Source organism: Bacillus sp. es.036 (assembly GCF_002563635.1).
Classification (GTDB): Bacteria; Bacillota; Bacilli; order Bacillales; family Guptibacillaceae; genus Guptibacillus.
On record NZ_PDIZ01000003.1, the window covers coordinates 525,788 to 549,388 of the forward strand.

At 38.7% G+C, this 23,601-nt stretch carries 29 protein-coding genes; 16 read left to right on the top strand and 13 right to left on the bottom strand.

The genetic code is table 11. The features are described 5' to 3' along the window. Positions 1 to 6: 6 nt before the first annotated feature. Entirely contained in the window at positions 7 to 180 is a 174-nt protein-coding gene (locus ATG70_RS22650; RefSeq protein ID WP_179886365.1) for a hypothetical protein, read from the top strand. Positions 181 to 263: 83 nt separating this feature from the next. Here the strand turns inward: ATG70_RS22650 and ATG70_RS22875 are convergent, their stop codons facing one another. Beyond that, positions 264 to 467, bottom strand: coding sequence for a hypothetical protein (locus ATG70_RS22875; RefSeq protein WP_098446498.1), 204 nt, complete (start codon positions 465 to 467; stop codon positions 264 to 266). Beyond that, positions 467 to 1,024, bottom strand: coding sequence for a histidine phosphatase family protein (locus ATG70_RS21520; protein WP_098446499.1), 558 nt, complete (start codon positions 1,022 to 1,024; stop codon positions 467 to 469). The genes ATG70_RS22875 and ATG70_RS21520 overlap by 1 nt, the downstream gene beginning before the upstream one ends. 249 nt (positions 1,025 to 1,273) lie before the next feature. Between ATG70_RS21520 and ATG70_RS21525 the strand changes: the two genes are divergently transcribed. Continuing rightward, on the top strand, positions 1,274 to 1,822 hold the full coding sequence (locus ATG70_RS21525; RefSeq protein ID WP_179886366.1) for a GNAT family N-acetyltransferase: 549 nt from the start codon (positions 1,274 to 1,276) through the stop codon (positions 1,820 to 1,822). 42 nt (positions 1,823 to 1,864) lie between these two features. Here the strand turns inward: ATG70_RS21525 and cls are convergent, their stop codons facing one another. Both cls and ATG70_RS21535 read right to left on the bottom strand, forming a co-directional pair. Then, entirely contained in the window at positions 1,865 to 3,364 is a 1,500-nt protein-coding gene (gene cls, locus ATG70_RS21530; protein ID WP_098446501.1) for a cardiolipin synthase, read from the bottom strand. Between the two features lie 51 nt (positions 3,365 to 3,415). Then, on the bottom strand, positions 3,416 to 3,823 hold the full coding sequence (locus tag ATG70_RS21535; protein ID WP_098446502.1) for a DUF948 domain-containing protein: 408 nt from the start codon (positions 3,821 to 3,823) through the stop codon (positions 3,416 to 3,418). A gap of 149 nt (positions 3,824 to 3,972) precedes the next feature. Between ATG70_RS21535 and ATG70_RS21540 the strand changes: the two genes are divergently transcribed. The 4 genes from ATG70_RS21540 to ATG70_RS21555 all read left to right on the top strand — a co-directional run bounded on the left by ATG70_RS21540 (position 3,973) and on the right by ATG70_RS21555 (position 6,533). Continuing rightward, positions 3,973 to 4,671, top strand: a complete 699-nt coding sequence (locus ATG70_RS21540; RefSeq protein ID WP_098446503.1) for an AIM24 family protein — start codon at positions 3,973 to 3,975, stop codon at positions 4,669 to 4,671. Positions 4,672 to 4,673: 2 nt separating this feature from the next. Further along, entirely contained in the window at positions 4,674 to 5,474 is an 801-nt protein-coding gene (locus tag ATG70_RS21545; protein ID WP_098446504.1) for a GNAT family N-acetyltransferase, read from the top strand. A 60-nt stretch (positions 5,475 to 5,534) separates the two neighbouring features. After that, positions 5,535 to 5,975 (top strand): hypothetical protein, encoded by a 441-nt coding sequence (locus ATG70_RS21550; protein WP_098446505.1) that lies wholly within the window; start codon positions 5,535 to 5,537, stop codon positions 5,973 to 5,975. Positions 5,976 to 6,146: 171 nt separating this feature from the next. Beyond that, the gene (locus tag ATG70_RS21555) at positions 6,147 to 6,533 is read left to right on the top strand and encodes a KGG domain-containing protein (protein WP_098446506.1); all 387 of its coding nucleotides are present in this window, start codon (positions 6,147 to 6,149) and stop codon (positions 6,531 to 6,533) included. A 128-nt stretch (positions 6,534 to 6,661) separates the two neighbouring features. On the opposite strand, the gene ATG70_RS21560 is transcribed toward ATG70_RS21555, so the two are convergent. The 3 genes from ATG70_RS21560 to ATG70_RS21570 all read right to left on the bottom strand — a co-directional run bounded on the left by ATG70_RS21560 (position 6,662) and on the right by ATG70_RS21570 (position 8,051). After that, positions 6,662 to 6,859 carry a DUF2188 domain-containing protein gene (locus ATG70_RS21560; protein ID WP_098446507.1) on the bottom strand — a complete coding sequence of 66 codons (198 nt, stop codon included), beginning with the start codon at positions 6,857 to 6,859 and terminating at the stop codon, positions 6,662 to 6,664. Positions 6,860 to 7,241: 382 nt separating this feature from the next. Continuing rightward, the gene (locus ATG70_RS21565; protein ID WP_098446508.1) at positions 7,242 to 7,601 is read right to left on the bottom strand and encodes a DUF4870 domain-containing protein; all 360 of its coding nucleotides are present in this window, start codon (positions 7,599 to 7,601) and stop codon (positions 7,242 to 7,244) included. 105 nt (positions 7,602 to 7,706) lie between these two features. Beyond that, positions 7,707 to 8,051, bottom strand: a complete 345-nt coding sequence (locus tag ATG70_RS21570) for a hypothetical protein (RefSeq protein WP_098446509.1) — start codon at positions 8,049 to 8,051, stop codon at positions 7,707 to 7,709. 116 nt (positions 8,052 to 8,167) lie between these two features. Here ATG70_RS21570 and mnmH point away from each other — a divergent pair, with 116 nt between their 5' ends. Then, entirely contained in the window at positions 8,168 to 9,229 is a 1,062-nt protein-coding gene (gene mnmH, locus ATG70_RS21575; protein ID WP_179886367.1) for a tRNA 2-selenouridine(34) synthase MnmH, read from the top strand. Here mnmH and ATG70_RS21580 read toward each other — a convergent pair. Then, positions 9,192 to 9,656, bottom strand: a complete 465-nt coding sequence (locus ATG70_RS21580) for a hypothetical protein (RefSeq protein ID WP_098446511.1) — start codon at positions 9,654 to 9,656, stop codon at positions 9,192 to 9,194. The two genes, mnmH and ATG70_RS21580, sit on opposite strands and share 38 nt — an antisense overlap. Positions 9,657 to 10,037: 381 nt before the next feature. Between ATG70_RS21580 and ATG70_RS21585 the strand changes: the two genes are divergently transcribed. From ATG70_RS21585 to ATG70_RS21605, 5 genes are all read left to right on the top strand, one after another. Continuing rightward, the gene (locus tag ATG70_RS21585) at positions 10,038 to 12,176 is read left to right on the top strand and encodes an ATP-dependent Clp protease ATP-binding subunit (RefSeq protein WP_098446512.1); all 2,139 of its coding nucleotides are present in this window, start codon (positions 10,038 to 10,040) and stop codon (positions 12,174 to 12,176) included. A 261-nt stretch (positions 12,177 to 12,437) separates the two neighbouring features. Then, positions 12,438 to 13,706 carry an ATP-grasp domain-containing protein gene (locus tag ATG70_RS21590; RefSeq protein ID WP_098446513.1) on the top strand — a complete coding sequence of 423 codons (1,269 nt, stop codon included), beginning with the start codon at positions 12,438 to 12,440 and terminating at the stop codon, positions 13,704 to 13,706. 32 nt (positions 13,707 to 13,738) lie between these two features. Further along, positions 13,739 to 15,709: a hypothetical protein gene (locus ATG70_RS21595; protein WP_098446514.1), complete on the top strand. Its 1,971-nt coding sequence runs from the start codon at positions 13,739 to 13,741 to the stop codon at positions 15,707 to 15,709. A gap of 121 nt (positions 15,710 to 15,830) precedes the next feature. Beyond that, the gene (locus tag ATG70_RS21600) at positions 15,831 to 16,127 is read left to right on the top strand and encodes a Dabb family protein (RefSeq protein WP_098446515.1); all 297 of its coding nucleotides are present in this window, start codon (positions 15,831 to 15,833) and stop codon (positions 16,125 to 16,127) included. A gap of 22 nt (positions 16,128 to 16,149) precedes the next feature. Next, positions 16,150 to 17,151 carry a zinc-binding dehydrogenase gene (locus ATG70_RS21605; protein WP_098446516.1) on the top strand — a complete coding sequence of 334 codons (1,002 nt, stop codon included), beginning with the start codon at positions 16,150 to 16,152 and terminating at the stop codon, positions 17,149 to 17,151. 73 nt (positions 17,152 to 17,224) lie between these two features. Here the strand turns inward: ATG70_RS21605 and ATG70_RS21610 are convergent, their stop codons facing one another. Then, a complete protein-coding gene (locus ATG70_RS21610) occupies positions 17,225 to 17,821 on the bottom strand; it encodes a hypothetical protein (protein ID WP_098446517.1) in 597 nt (198 codons plus the stop codon). A gap of 166 nt (positions 17,822 to 17,987) precedes the next feature. On the opposite strand from ATG70_RS21610, the gene ATG70_RS21615 reads away from it, so the two are divergent. Next, positions 17,988 to 18,656 (top strand): DUF1836 domain-containing protein, encoded by a 669-nt coding sequence (locus tag ATG70_RS21615; RefSeq protein WP_098446518.1) that lies wholly within the window; start codon positions 17,988 to 17,990, stop codon positions 18,654 to 18,656. Between the two features lie 63 nt (positions 18,657 to 18,719). Here the strand turns inward: ATG70_RS21615 and ATG70_RS21620 are convergent, their stop codons facing one another. Then, positions 18,720 to 19,187 (bottom strand): BsuPI-related putative proteinase inhibitor, encoded by a 468-nt coding sequence (locus ATG70_RS21620; protein ID WP_098446519.1) that lies wholly within the window; start codon positions 19,185 to 19,187, stop codon positions 18,720 to 18,722. Positions 19,188 to 19,315: 128 nt separating this feature from the next. On the opposite strand from ATG70_RS21620, the gene ATG70_RS21625 reads away from it, so the two are divergent. The 3 genes from ATG70_RS21625 (at position 19,316) to ATG70_RS21635 (ending at position 20,854) form a co-directional block, all read left to right on the top strand. Next, the gene (locus ATG70_RS21625) at positions 19,316 to 19,945 is read left to right on the top strand and encodes an NUDIX hydrolase (protein ID WP_098446520.1); all 630 of its coding nucleotides are present in this window, start codon (positions 19,316 to 19,318) and stop codon (positions 19,943 to 19,945) included. A gap of 248 nt (positions 19,946 to 20,193) precedes the next feature. After that, the gene (locus ATG70_RS21630; protein ID WP_098446521.1) at positions 20,194 to 20,397 is read left to right on the top strand and encodes a hypothetical protein; all 204 of its coding nucleotides are present in this window, start codon (positions 20,194 to 20,196) and stop codon (positions 20,395 to 20,397) included. Beyond that, positions 20,390 to 20,854, top strand: coding sequence for an endolytic transglycosylase MltG (locus ATG70_RS21635; protein ID WP_098446522.1), 465 nt, complete (start codon positions 20,390 to 20,392; stop codon positions 20,852 to 20,854). Before ATG70_RS21630 ends, ATG70_RS21635 begins: the two co-directional genes overlap by 8 nt. 70 nt (positions 20,855 to 20,924) lie before the next feature. Here ATG70_RS21635 and ATG70_RS21640 read toward each other — a convergent pair whose 3' ends face one another. The 3 genes from ATG70_RS21640 to ATG70_RS21650 all read right to left on the bottom strand — a co-directional run bounded on the left by ATG70_RS21640 (position 20,925) and on the right by ATG70_RS21650 (position 23,577). Then, positions 20,925 to 22,130 carry a GerMN domain-containing protein gene (locus ATG70_RS21640; RefSeq protein WP_098446523.1) on the bottom strand — a complete coding sequence of 402 codons (1,206 nt, stop codon included), beginning with the start codon at positions 22,128 to 22,130 and terminating at the stop codon, positions 20,925 to 20,927. Then, the gene (locus ATG70_RS21645) at positions 22,130 to 22,663 is read right to left on the bottom strand and encodes an RNA polymerase sigma factor SigX (RefSeq protein WP_098446524.1); all 534 of its coding nucleotides are present in this window, start codon (positions 22,661 to 22,663) and stop codon (positions 22,130 to 22,132) included. Before ATG70_RS21645 ends, ATG70_RS21640 begins: the two co-directional genes overlap by 1 nt. Positions 22,664 to 23,037: 374 nt before the next feature. Next, complete coding sequence (locus tag ATG70_RS21650; protein WP_098446525.1) at positions 23,038 to 23,577, bottom strand: GNAT family N-acetyltransferase; 540 nt, start codon at positions 23,575 to 23,577, stop codon at positions 23,038 to 23,040. Between the last annotated feature and the right edge of the window lie 24 nt (positions 23,578 to 23,601).

Consider the following 23,601-nt stretch of genomic DNA (forward strand, 5'->3'; position numbering starts at 1 on the left):
CAATAGATGAGGTTAGACCGGACGGGCATCATTGAGAATTTCTCTGAGAAAAGATATGAATATTGGATTGTCGAAAATCAAGATGTGAAAATTATGGTTTCGTGGATTAGTTGGGATGTACCTCAAGAGCTAATTAATAAATGGAAGGAAGAGATGGCTATGTCATGTACCTCTTCTTGAATGTCTTCTAGCTAGAAGACATTCAAGAAGAGAAAGATTCAAGGCATATGCTGAACGATATGAAGTGTTCTATTACAGCTTATTTATAGGTTATTATCAGCCCTCGAAATGTTTTCTTTTTCCATTCTCTTTTTTACAATCTCTTTTGGTTCCCAGCAATTAAACTGATAAGTAGGCTTCGTTTCAAACCCCAGTCTTCCACAGCGATAAGTTGTTCTTGCACTTTTTACAACTTCGAAATGAATACATGTAGCACAGCAATGAAAGCGAGAATAGCGTCCAGCCATTAGGGTGTATCCTCTATTAATGTTACATTTTCAATAGAGTCTATTTCACCATTTTGAAAATGTAGACAGTAAATTTCAGGATTTCTAAGAGCTTTCCAAGCCTTGAAATCGTACGTTGGATCGAAGTGATGTAGCATTAAGGTTAACAGGTTTCCATGAGTCATCAGGACGGCATATTCTTTTGTGTGGTGAATAGCCTCACTTATCGCAGCAATGCCTCTTGACGTAGCTTCCTGACTTGATTCGCCACCTGGAACGGTATAAGAAAGGTCTCTGAAAGTTTTCTCTAATTCTTCTAGCCAATTGTCAATTGGGTTTCCAGATAACTTTCTTTCCTCTAGTCGATCATCCAAGGTAATCGCTTTATCTAATTGAAGTGCAAGTGGCTCTATCGACTGGACGGCACGTCTAAAAGGAGAACTATACAATTTATCAAACGAGATAGATCCAAGAGTTTGAGCTAGCTTTGTAGCCTGGTTACGTCCTTCTTTTGTTAATGAAGCACTTGGTTCCTGGCCAGTCGCCTGGCAGTGTCTGACGAGATATATACTTTTCATTATTGTCGCCACTCCTCGTAATTTGAGTAAGGAATACTATGATCGATTTTAACATTCAAAAGGTTTGTTGGAAATCATTTGTAGAATATTGAAACTTTTATGGCGACTTAGTCGTTATAAGAGAGACCCCTTTTTAAAGATGTTTTACCCCCTGTTTGCTTAAAGAATGGTTATCCATTCTTTAAGCATTTTTTCATAAGGATGAGTGATTGAAAAGTATGAAAATGAGATTCAATAGGAGTGAGTGAATTGGAAAAATTCCCAGAGTTATCAACAAAGCGACTACGATTAAGAGAATTAAGAGAATCAGATGCTCCTGTTCTCCTATCTATATTTTCAAATCCGCACACAATGAGGTACTATGGTAGCGAAAAAATGACAGGGATTGAAGAAATAGAAGGAATGTTAATGAGTTTCAAACAAGGATTTGAAAAAAAACAGGCTATCCGTTTTGGAATTGAGTTAAAAGAGACTGGAGAATTAATTGGGACCTGTGGGTTTCATAACTGGGCAAAACGGGTGAATCGCATAGAAATGGGATATGAATTAAATCAAGAAAAAGAAGGCAAAGGATATATGTCTGAAGCACTTTCAGCCATGATTCCGTTCGCCTTTCAACAACTGAATATTCACCGAATTGGAGCATTAATTCACCCAAATAACGATTCTTCGAGAAAGCTTGTGAAAAATCTAGGATTTCGTGAAGAAGGTGTTTTGAGGGATTATGTGTATACAGGAGGAGTGTATATGGATTTGATTATGTACTCAATCCTAACAAAAGAATGGTACAAAGCTTAGATGAACTTAAGGATGAGAGAACGTCTCATCCTTAAATTTAAATTACAAAACTGGAGAAAACAGTCTTGCGAAAGATTCTTTTGTGCGGTGTTTAAGTCCGCGTTTACTGTAAGAATCTTTTGTTACCCTTACTGAATCGGTTAGGTCATTTTGATAGGCTTCAATCAAGTCATGAATTGTACTTGATTGAAATAAGAACATGTTTACTTCAAAATTTAAATTTAGAGAGCGCATATCCATATTAGCCGTACCGATTGTAGCAAGATCATCATCGACAATCATAATTTTTTGATGCAAAAATCCTTTTTGATACATATAAATTTCGACCCCATAATCAAGAAGCTCTGAAAAGTAAGACCTTGTTCCATATTGAGTGAGAAAACCGTCACTTATTTCAGGAACAATGAGTCTAACTTCGATGCCTCTCATAGAAGCCATGGCTAGTGCAGTTCGAATGGCTTTATTCGGAACAAAGTAAGGAGTTGCAATCCAGACTCGCTTTCTAGCTGAAGTGATTAAGCTGAAATACAAATCAGACATAGCGCCTCTTTTCGTATCAGGTCCACTTGCAACCAGCTGTGCTCCTCCATCTCCTTCAACATCATAAGTATCAAGGTACTTTCTTGATAGCAATTCTTCTCCAGACATATACGACCAGTCCATTAGGAAAACGCCATGAAGAGCAGAAAGGACCTCTCCCTTAACAAGGAGGTGAGTGTCACGCCAGAAGGGCATTGAATTCATATCTCCAGCATACTCATCACCGATATTTAGTCCACCTACAAACCCGGCTTTCCCATCAATGACAATGATTTTACGATGGTTTCGGAAATTAACGGTTTGATTCACGAACCCGTATTTAATTGGTAGAAATTGTTGAACACTTGCACCAACGTCCCTTAGTGCTGTTTTCGAAGCTCGGGAAAGGTTGTGACTCCCAATTGAATCATATAGGACACGAACTTCAACACCTTGCTTCGCTTTTTTGATAAGTAAATCAATGATTGAAAGTCCAAGCTCATCTGATCGGAACGTGTAATATTCCATGTGTATATACGTTTCAGCCTTTTCAATTTCTTCTTTAATGGCGGTAAACGTTTCTCTCCCATTTAGTAAAAGTTTCGTGGAAGATCGCATACTAATGGGACTTGCGACCATTGTAGCAATGAGATTCGAAAAGTTTTGATTTCGCTCACTTAGATCGTGCCATTTCTCTGAAGCAGGAAAATTAACATACTTCTGAAAAAACTCCAGTCCATTGGTTCGTTTTTCTTTAAATAAATGCCCTTTTACTTCCAGTTGACCAGAAAATAAAAAGAAAACATATCCGACAATAGGAAAGAAGATCAATACGTAGATCCATAATAGCGATTTATAAGGAGACCTTCCCTCGAGTAATAGAACGTATAAAATAGATAGTAAAATAGCGGCATAAAGAAAGCCTGCTCCCCATTTAAAGATAGGCTCTAAAGAAGTGAACAGAATAATTGAAAGGGATGTTGACATAAGAAGAAAGAATAGTATTTGTCTTGCTTGTTTCATAATGTAGCCCACCTCGTTTGAATTTGAACAAAAAAAGTAAGGGCATAGCCCTTACTCAGCGTGTTTGGATTTACGCTTCACGCGGTATCTACCCCATAAATCAATAAGCTGATCACCTACTTCAACTAATTGTGAATCTCTTGTTTCACGCTGCGGATTGGGCGTATTCTTAATGGAAGACACAAGATTTTTAAAGGGTTCTGGTGAGGATTTAGCTGTTTGAATAACGCTTTGAACGGTCTCTTTCTTAGTCTGAATTCCTTCAGAAATTGATGCTGCCGTTGTCGTTAGCTTAGTTGTTTCCTCATTAATTTGATCAACTTTTTCTTGAAACCTAGCTGCTGTTTCTGATAAATCCGTTAATGATTTTTTTGTTTCTTTCATATTCTTAACTGCTATGTATCCTAAATAAATAATAGAAAGAACAACAATGCCGATGCTAATGTAGACAATAACCATTTCATAACCTCCTATTTAAGACCATTAGTTAATATTCTCTTACCCTTAACATGCTATACGCAAACAAATTGTTATGAAAACATTTTGCAGAAAATTGAAACGTTTGTATAATTTGAAACGTAATCAATTACTGGAAGGAGAGATGAAAAATGAATCGTTATTCGATCGAAGAATTTGTAAAGTCTACAGAACAAAAGGATAAGGGAGAAGGCTTTTTTGAACTAGAAACACAACGTATGCTAGAAGTGAACTTATCAGGAAGAGTTTGGGCAAAAGCGGGCGCAATGATTACTTACAATGGTCAAATTAAGTTCGAAAGAGAAGGAATTCTTGAACACGGTCTAGGGAAAATGTTCAAAAAAGCACTCACAGGTGAAGGCGCTTCTTTGATGAAGGCAGAAGGAAGTGGGAAGCTTTATCTTGCCGATGCAGGGAAGAAGATATCCATTCTTCATTTGCAAAACGGAGAATCAATCAGTGTAAATGGGAATGATCTTCTTGCATTTGAAGATGGGATCCAGTGGGATATCAAAATGATGAAACGGATAACAGGAATGATGGCTGGTGGATTATTTAATGTTACCTGTCAGGGCCCAGGAATGGTCGCAATTACAAGTCATTATGAACCTCTTACAATTCGAGTTTCACCAGGGAAACCAGTCATTACCGATCCAAATGCAACTGTAGCCTGGTCTGGCCAATTGCAGCCGGATTTTCAAACAGATCTTTCCTTAAAGTCTTTTTTTGGAAGAGGGAGCGGTGAGTCTGTTCAAATGAGATTCGAAGGAGACGGTTTTGTGGTCGTTCAGCCTTATGAAGAAGTATATATGCAAAACAATCAGGGGTAAAAATGTCATTTTCATTGAAAGAGAGTGAACTCAAAGCAGGTGTGAAATTACTTGATGGCCGACCTTTCTATCTTTCGTTAGAGGGAATTGAAAAATTGAAAGAAGAAGAGGTCATTGAATCATTGTTGGATCGATTGGATATTGCGTTAAAATCCAATGAAGTAAACCAAGTTTCAATTACGCTGGATCGTTTTTTTACAAAAGGAAGTCAGCTGTTAGAAAAAAAATATTATTTTTTACAGTCTACAACGATCGAATACTATAAAAAATTTCAATTGGAAAAAATGGTTGCGAATTATAATCGTAGTATTACGTATGAACAGGTCGGAGAGGCGATAATTGAGGATTTTCTTTCGATGTGGGAGTTATGTTCGAAGGGATCGCTCAATTCACCTTCTAAGCATTCTATTCGCGTTCAATATGAGGCGATGAAGCAGGAGATTGGAAAGCAGTACAAAACAAGCTGTTTTAGTGTCTATTGGGATGACAAGCCATTAGGCATAGTGATTCCTATTATTGAACCTGGTACAAATGAAGAGGGAAGACTGTTTTATATGGGCATTTTACCAGAATGGCGTGGTAAAGGACTTGGAACGCCTTTACATCAACTTGGATTAGCATTATTGCAAGAAAAAGGGGCTACTTATTATATCGGCAGTACAGGCATTGAGAATAAACCAATGCAGCAAATATTTCGCAATAATAATTGCAAACGAATTTTCCAGGCAGTTACCTATGTGAAAGAGAGTCCAAAACGCGAAACTTATCATAATATGCTGAAGGAAGTAAAATATTCCTATTGAAATTAATAGAATTTTCATTATAATCATACAAAAGGGTTCTCAAAAAAGGAGAGTGCATGTATGATTCGTTTAGAAAAAGGCAACCTTCTTAAAAGTGACTGTACTGTGATTGCGCATCAATGTGACTGTTTTAATGCGATGGACGTTGGAATTGCAAAATCAGTAAAAGAAACTTATCCTGAAGCAGCGAAAGCAGATGAGGACTTTCCATTTTCACCAAAAAAGAAGTTGGGGAAATGTTCATTTGCTTTAAGTCGAGATAATAAACGTATCATTGCAAATCTCTATGGTCAGTATAAACCTGCTGGTCTCCAAACAAATTACCCTGCGTGGTTAAAATCGTTTGAACATATGATTAAAGAATTAAAGCCATTTGAAGAAAAGGGATTCAAAATAAAAATTGGTTGTGGAATTGACAAAGATGATTTGATTAACGTAAAAAAATCTCTTGAAAAGCTTTCCAAGAAATATGAAAAACCAATACATGTTTACTATTCTTAAAGACAAACGTCCCCAGTACGGGGGCGTTTTTTATGTATAGCAATTTCCCTATTTTTAGTAAGAAGGAATCAAAAATGTAAAAAGAATCCATTTTGTCGTTTATCAATTGGATAGCGTGGAATAGAACTAGTGTAGCAAAGGTTATCAAAATTACTAGAGGAGGTTTCAAAAATGGCTAACAATAGTAATAACAGTAATGACAACATGAGTAGAGAAGAAGCAGGGCGTAAAGGCGGAAACAAAACATCTAGAGAACATAACAAAGATTTTTATCAAGATATTGGACAAAAAGGTGGAGAAAAGACAGCTAAGGAACATGATCAAGAGTTCTATCAAGAAATAGGCGAAAAAGGTGGCAACAAAACGGCTCGTGAACATGACAAAGAGTTCTTTGAAGAAATAGGTGAAAAAGGCGGTAAGAAAACAGCTAGAGAGCACGATAAAGAGTTTTATCAGGAAATAGGCCAAAAAGGCGGAGAACAAACGTCCAAAAATCAAGATAAGGAATTTTACGAAGAAATAGGTAAAAAGGGCGGTAAGAAGAGCGATAACAATTGAGAAATCGGTAAGAAAAAGAACGAAGGGATTTCCCTTCGTTCTTTTGTCTTTTACTAAGCAATGGCTAATGAAGGTCTAAAACTTTGCATAAAACATCCCTTCGCTTCTGCGAAGGGATGTTTTATGTATTAAAATGTTCGTTCTTCTTCAACTTCGTGCTGATCATTAAGAATTAGTAGGCGACTTGGGGAATCACCTTTCGCAAGTTCTTCCGCCTTTTCAATAGCAGTTGAACGCATATCGTAAAGATCCGTTGGAGCAACGTCCTCAATTTTAACGTACCAACCTGTAACATCTTTATTTGGTGCTACTGTATATTCCTTCATGGTTATATCCTCCTTTAAGCTGTGTATAATTAATACTTCCCACGAAAAAGGAGGATAAAACCTGCTTTCTAGGAGAATTAAAAAAATCAGCGCATTTACGCTGATTTTCCTCAACCTACCTAGAGATGAGGTTAGTCGAGTTGAGAAATTACTGTTCATTAAGGAACGTTCGGTTCACCTTATTGGGGTTGAGAGATTATGTAGAAACCGATTACAAATGCGATAGGCACAATCCAAACCATAAAGGCTAGTGCCCATACAGTAAAACGGTTCCATTCTTTTTCCTTAGTAGCCAAGAGCAGACCCTCCACATCATAAGTTTAGTTTCATTATAACATGGACATAGCTAAATTATGTGTGAACGATTGAAATTGTTAGAAATTCAAGATACGAACCGAATAGTGATGGGATATCGGTAAAACTCACCTTGATTCGCCTTCACAGAGGCGATGACGATGAAAGTAAGGTGAACGATAAAAAGCAATGGGAGAAGAAATAATCCAATGATCACAAAGGTGAGAATAGCAAGGATAACGGCATATAGCGTCATGCTAATTTGAAAGTTTAGAGACTCTTTACCCTGGGCATCGATGAATGAATTCCCTTCCTTCTTTATTGACCAAATCATGATGGGAGCGATGATATGTCCGAGGGGAACTAAATAACCAGACAATGCAGAAAGATGAACGTACATAGCCCACTGACGTGTGATTTGATCAGGTGTAATGTCTTTCTTTTCCATCACAATCCCTCCTGTAGCCTCTACCTATGTTCAGCATATTAGAAAATGGTTTGGGATATGCCGTTAAGAAATTCTTCAATAAAAAAAGGAACCAATTCTGGTCCCTTAATTTGCGTTATAGCTCATGTGATAGGAGGCACGGTTGGTAAGAAAGACTAATTCAGCCGACTGCTTTTTTACATTGTTTAGTTCTTCAAGTGGTATTTCGAAAATAGAGTGAGGAAGTGGTACGGAAGCTTCATCCGAAATCACCTTTCCTTCACCTTTAAGCTGAAGGAGAGTTGAAGCGGTGTAGTCGTCAACGGTTTCACCGCGATGTTGAAAGGAAAAGTCTTCAAGTTTCATAATTGTCTTATCAAGATCTTCCTGTTCTTTTTTTTCGATGATGATATGACCACCAACCCAATCAGCTAGTGTATTGCGAACTTCTGATAACGTTGTAGTATCCATTTTATTCACCTCTCTCCTAATTTTCCCCATCTGAAGGTAACATAAACCGTCTAACTAAATTTACATCAGTGATGATGATATACTTGTACTATGAAATGAGATGAAGGATGATTGTTATGAAAAAAATATCGATAGATGAAGCTCTAAATAAAAAGATACCTTTATTAGATGTTAGAACTCCGGCTGAATTTGAGAAGTTCCATATTCCTGGAGCAGTTAACTTGCCGATTTTCTCGAATGAGGAACGGGAAGTTGTGGGGACTACTTATAAGCAAAAAGGGACAGAGGCAGCGAAAGATTTGGGGATTTCGATAGTCTCGCCATTACTCCCTGAGTTTTATAAACGTGCAAAAGAATTAACAAATCATCAAGAGTTTGCTGTTTACTGCTGGAGAGGCGGAATGCGAAGTAAAAGTCTTGCTACGATTTTTGAGATGATGGGATTACCGAGTCTTCAGGTCGAAGGTGGCATTCGAGCATACCGACAGAAAGTAACAACTGGCTTAGAGGATTTTTCGACTCAATCAACTCCATATCTTGTTCTAGAAGGATTAACTGGAACTTCGAAGACCGAAATTCTAACTGCTTTAGAAAAGAAGGGATATCCAGTGATTGATCTCGAAGGTCTAGCTGCTCACAGAGGCTCCGTGTTTGGTAGAGTAGATTTACCTGAAAGAAGTCAGAAGGAATTTGAAGCGAAGCTTTACCACCGATTGAAGGAGATTGGAGAAACACCTTATTACATTATAGAATCTGAAAGTAAGCGCCTTGGAAATATCATTATTCCTGACTTTATTCTAGAGGGCAAACAAAAAGGGACGCGTATACAAGTCCACGCCCCGCTTTCTTATCGAATTCGTACGATCTTAAATACGTATCATCCTGAACAACATCATGAAGAAATCACTGACGCCATTACAAAAATTGAAAAACGATTCTCTGGTGAAGATAAAGAAGTGATTGATCAGGCCCTTGAAGCGAAAAACTATGCTGTAATTATTGAACGATTGTTGCTTTATTATTATGATCCAAGATACGAATATAAAGCTTATGAAAATGAAGGCAACATCATCAATCTTTCATACGAGTCGCTCGAAGAAGGGACTCGACTTGTCCAGAATGAAATCGATCGTTTAGATATTAAGCTTCGATCAGAAGGCGAGAAAGTTTCGCTTTAATGGATCTTTTTTCTTCAGGCAACTGTTCCTTGTTGTATCGTTCAATCAGGTCATCAATGCGCTTAAAGTACAAATGACTTATCCACGCTACGTAGCTTCGGTAAATTGGCGATTTTAGAAAGTGTATAAGCATATTATCATCAGGTCCAAAGTAGTATGTCTTATCGTCAAAAAAAGTAGAAAACCGTCTAAAAGATAGTTTGGTAAATGAGTTGTCCAATTCAAATCGAAATTTATTAAGGGCATCTGGAATCAAGCGGATAGTGAAAACATCGTCGTTATCAAACATTTCCTTAGGCGTGGGTAAGATTAAATAAGGATATTCCTGATCATCAAGGGCAATAAAGAAGTCTGCTGGGGACTCGTGACAGCTAGGCACTCGTTTGACGGTGGTTTCAACAATCAACTGATAGACAGAATCATTCATATTGTTCGTATCCTCCCTTTGTAATCTATCATCATTGTTACCGTACTAGTAAACTTGTATACCCCTTTGTCGAAAAGTAGTTATTACAATCTATTATCCAACCTTCGAAAAAATTCCTTCATTTCAAATATTACAAATATTTTCTTCGGAATGCTTTATCCACCAAGCTGAAGACAAATTGATTTGAATACACCTTCTTATGAATAAGGTTTTTTAAACCGTTAATCTTAAAAATGTTTGAGCAAAAGACTTGAAAGTCAGAGATAGTCAAATTATAATATGGTTACAAGGTCAAAGATAGTCAAAGTCAAAAGAGGCATTTTTCACCTTTTAACTAGTTTAATTAATGACGAGATAGATAAATAATAAGGAGGCCATCATATGCTTTGTGATCAATGCCAACAAAACCAGGCTTCGGTTCAACTGAATGTTCAAATGAATCAACATAAGAAAAGAGTTAACCTTTGTAGCACGTGTTACGCAAATGTGATGAATGGTCAAACAGCTTCATCGCCAAAAGGTCAAATGGATGATTTCTTTCAATCCTTTATGGCTTCAGCAGAACAGAATGGTTTTACAAGTCAAGAAGATGGACCACAAACAGAATCAGGAAAAGGTAAAGGCAAAGGCGGTTTACTTGACAACCTTGGTCGAAATTTATCTGACGCAGCAAAAGCTGGTTTGATTGACCCAGTCATCGGGCGCGAAAATGAGGTAGCGAGAGTGATTGAAACATTAAACCGTCGTAACAAAAATAATCCAGTTTTAATCGGTGAAGCAGGAGTCGGTAAAACGGCGATTGCAGAAGGTCTTGCTCTAAGGATTTCGGAAGGTCAAGTTCCTTCTAAACTAAAGAATAAAGAAATTTATTTATTGGATGTCGCATCACTTGTTTCAAATACAGGTGTAAGAGGACAGTTTGAAGAAAGAATGAAACAACTGATTTCTGAACTTCAAAGTCGGAAAAATGTGATCTTATTTATAGATGAACTGCATCAAATCGTAGGAGCTGGATCTGCAGAAGGATCAATGGATGCAGGAAATATTTTAAAACCAGCTCTTGCGAGAGGCGAGCTTCAATTAATTGGTGCTACAACGCTTAAAGAGTATCGTCAAATCGAAAAAGATGCCGCATTAGAACGACGTTTTCAATCAGTAATGGTGAATGAGCCTACTGTAGAAGAAGCCATTCAGATTCTAAAAGGTTTGCAACCTAAGTATGAAGAGTACCATGAAGTGAACTATACGGAAGAAGCGATTCGTGCGTGTGTATCATTATCGAACCGGTTCATTCAAGATCGTTTCTTACCAGATAAAGCAATCGACTTAATGGATGAAGCAGGCGCTAAAATGAACCTAACGTTTGCTGTGTCGAACCATGATGAAATTCAGCAGCGTTTACACCAGATTGCTACTGAAAAAAACAAGGCAGCAGAGGCAGAAGATTATGAGCTAGCTGCCAAACTAAGAACAGAAGAATTACAGCTTGAGAAACAGCTTGAAGAAACGTTAAAAAACAACTCGAATGCAAATCATTCAGTTGATCTTGAAGAGATTCAGCAGATTGTCGAAGGAAAAACAGGAATTCCAGTTCGTAAGCTTAGGGAAGATGAGCAGACGAAGATGAAAAACCTTGCAGAGCGACTGAATGCTAAAGTAATTGGTCAGGAAGATGCAGTTAACAAAGTAGCAAAAGCCATCCGCAGAAGTCGAGCAGGATTGAAGCGGCAAAATCGACCGATTGGTTCTTTCCTATTCGTTGGCCCAACTGGTGTCGGAAAAACGGAACTTTCCCGTTCTCTTGCAGAAGAAATGTTCGGTGATCGAGAAGCGATGATTCGACTTGATATGAGTGAATATATGGAAAAGCACTCTGTCTCTAAACTGATCGGTTCCCCTCCAGGCTATGTTGGTCATGAGGAAGCAGGACAATTAACAGAAAGAGTACGCCGTAAACCATATAGCATCATCTTAATTGATGAAGTGGAGAAAGCTCATCCTGATGTACAAAATATGTTCCTTCAAATCCTCGATGATGGACGTCTTACAGATAGTCAAGGTAGGACGGTAAGCTTTAAAGATACGGTTATTATCATGACAAGTAATGCCGGAACTTCTGAGCGAAGAATTACTGTTGGTTTTGAATCAGCAGAAAGCTATACAGGGGTGATGGAGAGCCTTGGTGGTTACTTTAGACCTGAATTCTTAAATCGGTTTGATGGAATTATTCCATTTAAGTCACTTGAACAATCAAGTCTCGTTACCATTGTAGACCTTATGATTAATGATTTAGATGAAAGCCTAGAAGAACAAAATATTACACTTACAATTAGTGAAGCAGCAAAAGAGAAGTTGGCTGTACTTGGATATAATCCACAGTTTGGTGCACGTCCTCTTCGCAGAGTAATTGAAGAACATGTTGAAGATGGTATTGCTGATTTGCTTGTTGATGAAGGCAGTATCAAATCAGTGGCGGTTGAAATTGTAGAAGATAAGATTGTTGTTTCACAAAAGAAATAATTTTTTAAGTAAGGAAGTCGCTCTATAAAGATGGAGCGACTTTTTTTATGTTAGTTTTTACAATAATAGGGAAGTTATTAATATACAATCCTGATTTCTTACCTTTAATAATGTTGTCGAATCTTATACAATTTTGACTTCTTTTGCGGTTATAAGTCGAAAAGTCAGAATATTAGTTAAAATAAGTTGTAAGATCTGCTACGTTAGATAAGGAAGGTCAGGAAAGACTTCTCTACTATATTTATAAAGGAGCGAGAACAAATGGAACTGGATCAGTTAGAGATGAACCAGACGTTACAAGAAAGTCAGCCAGAAGGAAAGACAATTCCTTATTTAACAGCATTAATTGGATGGAGTCTTCCCGCAATTGAGGCCTGTGACAAGTTGAATCGGCCTTTTGTAGTGGTAGGTCCTCCTGATTTTAAGGATTACGCCGAAAAGCACGACATTACTTTCGTAGGGTGGGAGTTTGATAGATTGAATGAGGGATCAGACAAGCTCTATAAGCAGCTTAAAGCCCTCGGCGCTGAGGTTGCGGTACCTCTCTATGAAGAGTGTGTAGAATGGGCAGGTGCTCTCAATTCACGCTTTAGAGAAGAACCAAGACTATTTAACCGATCTCTTCTTTTAAGAGATAAAGGGATGATGAAACGAAAAGCACAGATGGCCGGTATTAAAGTAGGCGTCTTTGAAGAAGCAAGAGATAAAGAGGATGTAAAGCGTTTTCTTAAAAGAGTAAATGATGCTCTTTTGAAAGTTGATGGGGATAAATATGAGCCGATTCACTGTAAGCCTTTAGATAAGGCTGGATCAGTAGGACACCGCGCTATCGATGACCCGGCGGATATTGAAGCACTAACAGATAGTGACTTCCCGCTTCTGATGGAGAGTCATCTAGATGGCCAAGAATTTTCGTGTGAAGTATTTGTTAACAATGGGAAAATTCAATTCATGAATATTACGGAATACGTAAAACTTGGTTATTCGAATTTTGTTCCACCTTCTCCTTCTCTTGAAGAGAAACGTCCTGTTATAAGAAAAGCGATTGAACAGCTTATTGAAGCGTTTGAGATCGAAAATGGTGTTATTCATCCGGAGTACTTTATTATGCCTGATGGAACGCTACACTTTGGAGAAGTAGCAGCTCGCGTTCCAGGTGGACACATTTTTGATCTTATAGAGCGCGCTTACGGATTTAGCGCTTATGAAGCACAGATTCTATGTAGTGACCCTAATACAACGGAAGAAGAGTTAAGAAAGTTCTTCCCCGCTGAAGATGAGGCGTTAGGTTATGCTGGGTGTTTGATGGTGCATCCTCATGTGAATTACATTGAGAAGTTAACCATTCCTGAAGAGCTTGAAGAACATTCCTTCTTTGAGAAGCATGATATGTTTACGCCTCCGCAGGGGAAAGTCGCTGAGCGCGTTGGATTTGGAAATCATTATGGCACCATTTTCTTTTTCGGAGATGACAGTGCAGAGATGACTCGTTTACTTGTAGACTATGAAAAGTATGATTTCTATTTGTAGCATAATATTTTTACAATAAAGGAGAATTTAGCATGCCATCTGAAGTAACAGAAGGAAAGATTGCAAGGTTTTCCAGGTCATTAACACGTTTAGAGGAAGCGTCTTCTTATGCGAAATCACGCTATCAGACAGATGTTTTTCAAGAGGCAAATCGCCTATTGGAAACGGAAGAAGGTCTTGAGTTTCTTTACCAATATGCCCATCGATTTGACGGCGCAGGTGTTTTTCAAGATGGACCATGGGAAGATCCATCAAAACTTCAGCCACCGCTTGTCGCGGGATCTCTTCAAGCGAAGGGACTCCCTTATGTCATTGAGATGCTGAGTGATCTTCGTATGCTTGCATTAGCGGAAGGAAAGGGTGAGCATCCCAAGGTTTCTCAAGAAATGGCTATGGATTTCTTAAATGAAGTCATGGCCTTAAACCTTGACTTACTTTTTCCGAACTCATCAGAGGCTTCAAGAATTGAAGAAAAAGAAAATACGGTTGAAACACAGCGGTTGTTTCAATTTATCTCACAATACCTTTCTTCGAGTGCATTGTCAGAAACGCTTATTTATGAGATAGAACGCTTAACCGCTCAACGGCCAATCACGGTAAAAAGAACAGTATCGATGATTAAAATGGCGAAAGAAATGCTTCGTTCTGAAACAAGCGAAGATCAGCGCGCGATGTTAGAATCGTACGTTTCTTCCATTGAGGGGCCTTCAGAATTAAGTCGTTCCAATCAGCAGCCAAATGAGTACCGAAAACAATTGTTGGCGCTATCAACGGAAGAGCTTCGAAAAGAGAGTGAGCAGCTTGGTCTCTCCATGAGAAAAACAGGGCTTTGTTCCCCACATCACAGTGTACTTGCTCGTTTCTTAAGTAGAAAATCGCCGCACTTACTTCCAGTACTGTTGCAATTAACTGGTAAAGGAAAGGCTAATCTTGAAGAGCACGCTGAGCTCGTCCACCAGCTTATAAAAGTTTCGCTATTTCCATCTACTTGTCAATCGGTTTATGGATTAGCCCTTTTGTTAGAAAGAGGTGTTCTTTCTGCTTCGCCAGTGATTCCAGGTTTAAGGCGGATGATTGAACTTGATATTCGACCAGAAGTGCGAAGTGCCTTATTTAACACGGTTGGTGAAGGAGAGGGTCTAACGGCTAACAGTATTTTGTTAGCAGGTGTAATTAGCGTTCTTGGTCAGCCGCTTGGTGTTGGACAAGGTTTAAACCCAACTTGTCAGGCTGCAAGAGGAATTAGCCTTTGGGCTCAACATGCGCCTGGATATTTACTGGAGATCATCCCAAGAGCTGCAAGAGATGGAGATATCGATATGGTGTTTGAAGGGGTTCAAATTCATTCGAAAGACCTTCAAGGTGGACTCGCACCCGATCTCCATCCTGAGCTTGATCCCGTATCGCTTGTCCTCGTTCCTCATCTTGATCGCATTTATAGTGAGATGATGAGCAGAGTGGCATTAAGAGGAGAAGATGGTCATCGCTGGGTAAACCCAGCCTTTTATGGGAATTGGGTTCAAAAAGGATTTAGCACGGTCATTGAGCCGATTACCGGTAGCGTAACGGACTATCCAGGTTTCGTCAGATTGTTTTATGCCACACACCATCCTGAGTACAATGATGATTATGAATTGATCTATCCGAATCCGGTAGGGATTTTTATCACAAACGTTCATGGAAAAATGCTGGGCTTTCATGCGGTGTCCATTCAAAGAATTGCTAAAAGTCCAGATGGAGAATACCGAGTCTACTTTTACAATCCGAATAATGATGGTTCCCAAAATTGGGGGCAAGGAATTGAATGTACGGTTATGGGGAAAGGAGAGCTTTCAGGTGAAAGCTCGCTACCATTCGAGGAGTTTACTTCACGTTTATATGCTTTTCACTATAACCCATATGAACAAGGAGATGCTTATGCAGTTGAGGCTGAGAACATCTCCAGTGTAAAATCTCTTGCCAAGGAAAGCTGGGGACTAGAGTACACGTGGATCAGTAAGTAGGTATCTATTTTAAATAGTTGCGTATCCTATCTAATCTTATAGCGAAGCGTCAGGTAAATGATTTGTTTCCTGGCGCTTTTTTTGATTAACTTAACTTATATAACAAGGAGGCGATCTTAAAATGATCGAGCATGTAGTTTTATTTAAATTCAGTGAAGAAACAACGGTAGAACAGAAAGAAGAAGGTATGAGAAGGTTAATTAAAGTAAAAGACAAAATCCCAGGTATTGTTGATATTCAAGCTGGAAATAACTTTTCTGATCGAAGCCAGGGATTTGAAAGTGGGTTAACGGTGCGCTTTGAATCGAAAGAAGCGCTAGAGTCATATGGACCACATCCGGCCCATCAGGAAGTAGTGGCCTACCTTAAAGAAATAGGAATGAGTGATGTACTTGCACTCGATTTTGAGTGCCTGTAAGAACAGAAAGGAGGATCTACATATGAAAGGATTTGTTCACGGAGGACAGGCAGGTCTACAGGGGTTATCACTGAAAGAGCAACTTGCTGAACAAGAACCTCAGCATGGGGAAGTGAAAATCAAACTGAAAGCAGCTGGTTTAAATCATCGCGATTTGTTTATCCCTGATCGCCATGATCCAGAGGAGGCAGATGTTATCCTTGGTTCAGACGGAGCTGGAGTCGTCATCGCAGTTGGCGAAGGTGTGAAAGAGATTCAGGAAGGTGATGAGGTGATCATCAACCCTGGCCTTGGTTGGGAAAAAAATGCCCCTATCCCGCCAGTAGGATTTCAAATTGTAGGTTTTCCGGGCCATGGTACTTTTGCAGAAACAATCGTTGTTCCAGAGATTAATGCAGTGAAAAAACCAGAAATCCTTACGTTTGAAGAAGCATCTGTCATTGGTTTAGCAGGATTAACAGCTTATCGCTCGTTGTTTACGAGAGGGCAGCTTCGAAGTGGACAAACCGTCTTTATTCCTGGAATTGGAGGAGGCGTTGCAACATTCTTGCTGAAATTTGCTAAGGCAGCAGGATCAAGAGTGATTGTAAGTTCAAGAAGTGAGGAGAAGCGCCAATTAGCCCTGGCGCTTGGCGCTGATCGTGCACTTGCTGATGATGCAGACTGGATAGAAGAAACCACTAATGAAAAAGTGGATTTAGTTATTGAAAGTGTCGGAGCAGCAACATTTAACCGATCTCTTGAAGTATTAGGGAAAGGAGGTACGCTCGTTATCTTTGGTTCTTCAACAGGAGATAATATTGAATTTGATTTGCGTACATTCTTTTACGGTCAGTATAACTTGCTCGGCTCGACGATGGGAAGTTCTGAAGAATTTCATGATATGGTTGCTCTTATAAATGAACATTCAATTAAGCCTGTCATGGACAAGATATATGATTTTCAAGAGATTAAAGAAGCTTTTACTCATTTGAACAGTAGTCATCAATTCGGGAAACTAGCGGTTCGACTAGCTGAAAAGTAACGGAAAATCGCTTCTAGAAAAAATGAGCATCTATACGTATAGAAAAGGAAGCCAATCGGCTTCCTTTTCTATGTTAATAGTAATAAGGTGGGTACCCATAGTATGGATATGGGCGATAATAAGGAATCAAACTAAGTGCAGCGATGCCAGCTAATGGAAAGAAAAAACTTCCAAATCTGCGGTAGCGACCGTATTGTCTTTCCATTTCCTGTCCTTCACTTTCTTCAACTTCTTGTGGAATCATTAAGCACATATGCTCGTCATCTGAGTCCATAATGATTCCTTCATATTCTACTCCATCCTGCATTCTTACTTTAGCATGGTAGCTATGATAACGTTGACAAAGCTGTTTCATATCCCCTTGAAGCTGCTTTTCTTTACCAGGCATCATTGCTCCTTGAACAGCCTGATTAGGCATGTTGCCTTGCATTGCGCCCTGAACGGCCTGATTAGGCATGTTGCCTTGCATTGCGCCCTGAACGGCCTGATTAGGCATATTGCCTTGCATTGCGCCCTGAACGGCCTGATTAGGCATATTGCCTTGCATTGCGCCCTGAACGGCCTGATTAGGCATGTTGCCTTGCATGGCGCCTTGAACAGCCTGGTTAGGCATATATCCTTGCATTGCGCCCTGAACTCCTTGATTCATATGATTACCGTACATGTTCATAAGCAGTTCCTCCTTTACACAACACAGGATATTCACCTAGATCGAAAACAGTTACTAACCTAATGAAAAATTGGGCGTAACTACAGTAAAGATGCGTTCTCTTGTTGAAATTTCCATAAAGAAACTATACGATAAGTTCAAATGACCTTAAATACAGAGGTGTCAGATGAGAGGATTTTATTTAACTAGAACAGAAATGGGAACAATTCTCAAAACCATTCGTAGACAAGAAATACCTGATAAGATTTTAATGAAGGCAATGAAAAGGTCCGGTAGTGAAAAAGAAGAATTACCAACGATTTTTGCTAAATTATCAAAAGCAACGGAAGGAAGTTTTGGGTTCTCAATAAATGAAATTGCGACCCTTGGCAATCAGCTTGAGTATGCTAGCTTTCGTTCTACAGCGGTACAGAATTGGGTTAAAAGAGACATTAAAGAGTGGATTGGGGCGCCACAATTAGGTAAAAAATATGCTATAGAACAAGCGGCGATTTTATTTATTGTAGAGGATTTAAAGAATACACATGACTTCGAAAGCATTCGTCTTCTTTTAAAGTTTGCCTTTAATAACCCGGCAGATCGAAATGATGACCTCATTGATCCGCTTGCTTTTTATACGGCTTATTCACAACTTTTTGAAGCGATCCATACGAAAGTAAAACCTACTAAAGAGGGTATTAGAAAGAAAGCAATGGAATTATCATCTGTTTTTTCGGATTTAACTGAAAAACAAAAAGAAGATATTGAAAAGTTGCTTATTTCTGCGGCACTTTCCGTTCAAGCTTCTTTTTACCAATCGTTATCAAAACAATACCTAGAAGATGTATGGAGATGAAGAAGCACTCCTAGATGCAGAAAAAACGAGCTGTTACCTGTTTTAGGCCACAGCTCATTTCATTTACTCAATTGAAAAGTTAACGGTTTGCTTAAATTGCTCTTCAGTAGCTAACCACATGTCTAACGTATAGGACCCTGGTTTAAGATCTTCTATCATAATCGTATATTCAAGAACTTCAGCTTGTTTTAATTCAACGTTTTCTTCCTCTTTTACAAAACTTTTATTAGCTGAATATGTTTTAAGGGCTTCACCCTCGTCATTATAAAGGGTATAGTCGTAGGTTTGACTACTTGGAAAGTGGATCGTTTGAACTTGTTCCGTTTGATTTTGAATGCGATACAAGAATGTGGCCGTATCATTTTCGGTCGCTGTTAGGGTAAGCGTAGGTTCAAGTGAGCCTGCGACAATACCAGAAGATCCTGCTACTTGTTCACTACTTTCATTATTCTTATTCATTAATGAGTTCTCCTCTCCACATCCAGATAAAGTTAGGAGGACCATCGTTCCGATCATAGCATATCTAAACATCCCATCACTCCTTTCTTTAGTAGACGAGGTGGAACTCCAAAAAGTTACAATTCTATCTAATAAACAGGATATATGATCACATCAGCCATATAATAGAGAGACAAGTTAATTTAAAGGAGTTCGATAGAATGAAGCCATCAATAGTAGATATTCATGCTAGGATAAATGGCAGAAGTGCAGGTGTCCTTGGAAATGAACGGTTTTATAAATTTGCGGTCTTCCTGCCTTTAATTGAACGTCAGGGTGAACTTCATGTTTTATTTGAGGTGAGAGCACATACGCTCAGAAGGCAACCGGGAGAAGTTTGCTTTCCCGGTGGAAAAGTAGACCGCCATGATCAAAGTCCAAAAAATGCAGCAATTAGAGAAACGTGCGAAGAACTTGGGATTCTAGAAAGAGAAGTATCTGTCATGGGAGAATTAGATTTCCTTGTGACATCTTTTCAATCCATTGTTTATCCTTTTGCAGGTGTGATTAACGTCGCATCTGAATTATCTCCTAATCGAGATGAGGTTGAGGAGGTATTTACAGTACCTCTTTCCCATTTTATCGCCAACCCACCAGAGCGCCACGATATTCGTGTTCATGTTCAGCCTGATGATAGTTTTCCTTTTCACCTTATTCCAAATGGTGAAGAGTACAACTGGTCTTCCTCAAGCATGCCTGAGTTTTTTTATTACTATCAGGATTATGTCATTTGGGGCATGACGGCAAGAATTCTGTATCATTTTATTCAATTATTAGATGAAAATAAATGATGGAGCTCATTTTCTGAAAACAATCTATTGTGAATTGAATCAATTATAGGTAAACTAGAAAAGGTCGATTTATGTCGGTTTTTTCTAGTTTTTCTGTTTGAAATATCATTAACTTAGCCTTTTTTTTTACAAATAGTGCTCTAAATTAATAGAATATACGACAAAAATCATCAGAAAGATACGAAAGAATTAATTGTATAAAAGCGCAGTATATAGAGAGAATGCCAAACATTTTTTAGGGGGAAACAATGTTAACCATTATTTTTGTTTTACTTGCCGCGTCTGTTGGGTTCTTTATTTATTCATATTTCGTGAAAGACTATGCGAAAGAAGTGAAAGGACAAGTTGATGATGTTTATATCAACTTAATGAAAGAATTGAAAACGGTTAAGAAACGTACTGAAATGTTAGAAAGCAAAACAAAGTCAGTGAGTGGTGGTCCACATGAGTAAACAAGAAGCAAAGGGAATTGCAGCTGGTCTCCTTTTTGCCGCGATTCTTTTAACTGCTTACTATTTTATGTTTTCACAAGCTAAAGCAGAAGAAAGCAATGAAGTAACAGATGCGATGGTAAAACAGCATTTAGAGGAAAAAGGGATGGTTATGGTTGCGAAGGAAGAATATGATTCTCTAAAAGCAGCAGAACAACCTGACAACGAAAATAGCGTAACAGAGAATAAGAAAGAGGAAGCAGTCAATAAACCTGAAGAGATCAAATTTACCATTAAAGAGGGTATGACGAGTCAGGAAGTGGCTCAAAGTCTTCAGGATCAAAAGTTAGTAAAGAAATCGGATGATTTTATTAAAGCTCTCCGTGACATGGACAAAGAATTGGCTGTGCAACCGGGGGATTATACCCTTAAAACAGATATGTCTTCTGCTGAGATTGTAGAGGAAATTACCCGATAGAGAAACACCCGGCGAATATTAATGCCGGGTGTTTTTACTTTCTTTATTTTGTTAGTTTATAACGTAACCATTAATTTAGGTCGACAGCGTTTGGAGACGATGGAATGGTTAATGGTTTGTCTAGTGAATATCTCCCAATCTTGTCGAATCCCGTATTTTCAAAGCGAATTGTTTGATAGTCGTATTGTGAAGCAACAAGCATTAAAGCCTCTATTGTTTGCATCGCTTCTTCTTCTGACGGAAATTTGCTTTCTTCCGTAAAGGCAATGGTTGCTTCTGATCCGTTTCCAAGGAAAGAGTGGATTGCTACTGTAGCTGGTATAGATGGCAGGTAATAAGGAGTACTTTGATCGCCATCTTTCATTAGAGAGAGAGCAACATCCATTTCAGCTCCTTCTTCACCTTGAAGTGCAGGTCCGTTTACGAGAAAATGTGATCCTGTCCTCGATTTATAAAGAAAATAGGGCGAAGGCTTTTTGTTTACTGAAGGATCAGCATTCCCGAAATTCCCCAACGTGTAGCCGTCTTCTCCATTGGTTTGCCAATTGATTTGGTCTGCACCAAGGCTTTTGGCTAGCTGTTGAACACTATCGTTTATCATAATGGATTCTGTAGATGAGAGACCATCACCAGGTTCAGGAAAGCTAACTACAAGCGTTTCCTTTCCAGTCATATTAATCAATTCAAAAGTAGCATCGGTTAGCGGTGAGCGTTCAAGTCCATAATCGGAAGCGCGAAAGTTCGTTAAAATGAACTCGATATTTTCTTGTGTGCTCTTACTTTCATCTAGCGGAAAGGATAGCGGTACGAGGAGCGTGCTTTCTGGGTCAGGATAAGAAATGATGACGCTTTTTCCATCAAATTGTTGAAATGCTGGAATGTAACGATCAAACACAGTCGGTTCTTCCGCAAACGGCACCTCTTCTTCTTTAGTATCGCTTGTCTTTTCTTCGGCAGGAGCTAATGTTGTGGTTTCCGCTTTGGAATCACTTGCTGAGTTTGAAGAATTGTCGCTTGTTTCGTTTGAGTCGGATTGTGTAATTGCTATATTAGAATCATTGTTATTTTGATTGAGGAGTCCTGGAGTGATTAGAACAGCTAACAATAAAACAACAACAGCAGCTATTCCAGGGATAATCCATGGCGTTTTCTTTTTTGTTGATCGGGACATCTGCTCATTCCTTTTTTTCTCGATATTGTCATAAATGGTTGCTTTACTTCTTTCATCTTTTACAACAGGTAGCTGAGAAAGAAGGGATTTTGTTCGATCGTTCATCATAAGACCCCCTTTAGTTGATGATTAGCTGGATCATCAACAAGTTCCCTTAGTGCTTTAATTGCTCTGTGCTGCGTTGTTTTTACTTTGCTAACACTCCAATTTAGAATTTCAGCCGTTTCGTTAATGGATAGCTCTTGGATGTAGCGAAGAATAAGGACTTGTTGTTGATCAAGTGTACATTCTCTTAAACACATATAAATAGCTTGAACTTCTTCTTTTTGAAGCAGAATTTCCTCAGGTAGAGGAGCCTCGTCTTTTGGATGCTGTTTGTTAAAGTCAAATTTACTAAGCCACCTTGAAGTTCTTCGATTGTGTGTACGTAAATAATCAATCGCTATATTTCTAGCAATGGCAAAGAGCCACGTCTTTTCATTGCTTCGCTCCTCGTAATTGTGATAAGAACGAAGTACGTTAATGTAGACTTCTTGAACGAGTTCTTCTGCAATCGCTCTATTTTTTACCATATAGAATAAAAATTGAAATAAGTTCGTGTGGTAGCGATCGTACAAACGCTCAAATGTCTTATCCATTCTTCAGCCCTCCTTCTTCTATAAAACAAAACGAGTTATCTAGTTAAAAGGTTACAGGAAGATTACAAAAAGAGATAGCTTTTGATGAAGAGGTATAGAATAAACGAATGGAGTTACCGTGTTGGTGTAGGGGAATTAAACGGAGTTATCGTTAAAGTTTCACATGCACGAGTGATTTGAGGTTGTTTTCTGACGGACAATTAATAGAATCGAATGAACCACTATAACTTTTATTTGAATTGATCTGTTTGGAGGTTACACAGAGATTCTTTTCATTATTTTTATCTTTCTTATTCTCTGAATGCGCGTTTCTGTCACCACCTGCATGTAAACAAGCATAGCAAAGCGCTTCTTCTCGCACGCGGAAGGAGCGCTTACTTGTGTATGAGAGAATAAACAACCACGTCATAATAACGGTTTCGCATATAGATATGATCTTTAAAATGGCCTTCTTTTTCAAAATCTAGTTGTTCAAGTCGCTTAACTGCTGAATGGTTGTCTTCGATTGTTTGGGCATAAATTTTATGAAGCTTTATGTGATGAAACCCATAATGAATAATCGCTTTGGCTGCTTCAAGTCCGTATCCACCACTCCAATATTTTCTGGATAATATAGCACCAATTTCTGCTTTTGATGAGGTGCGGTCCCAATTTTGAAAACCGGCTGTTCCGATTAATTCTCCAGAACCATTTAAGCGAATTCCAAAACGGATTGCATGGGTGGATAAGATAGAAGAGGGATCTTTATACGCTCGAATGTAATGAAGAGCCTGAGTTTGTGTTTTCATGATATTACCACCATCATAATACGTAACGTGTGGATCTGAAAAAATGGAAAAAAGAGATGTCTGATCTTCTTCTTTTAGAGCGGTAAGGGTAAGGCGCTTCGTTTCTATTTCAGGAAAAACTCTCAATCACTTCACCATCCTTTACCCTTA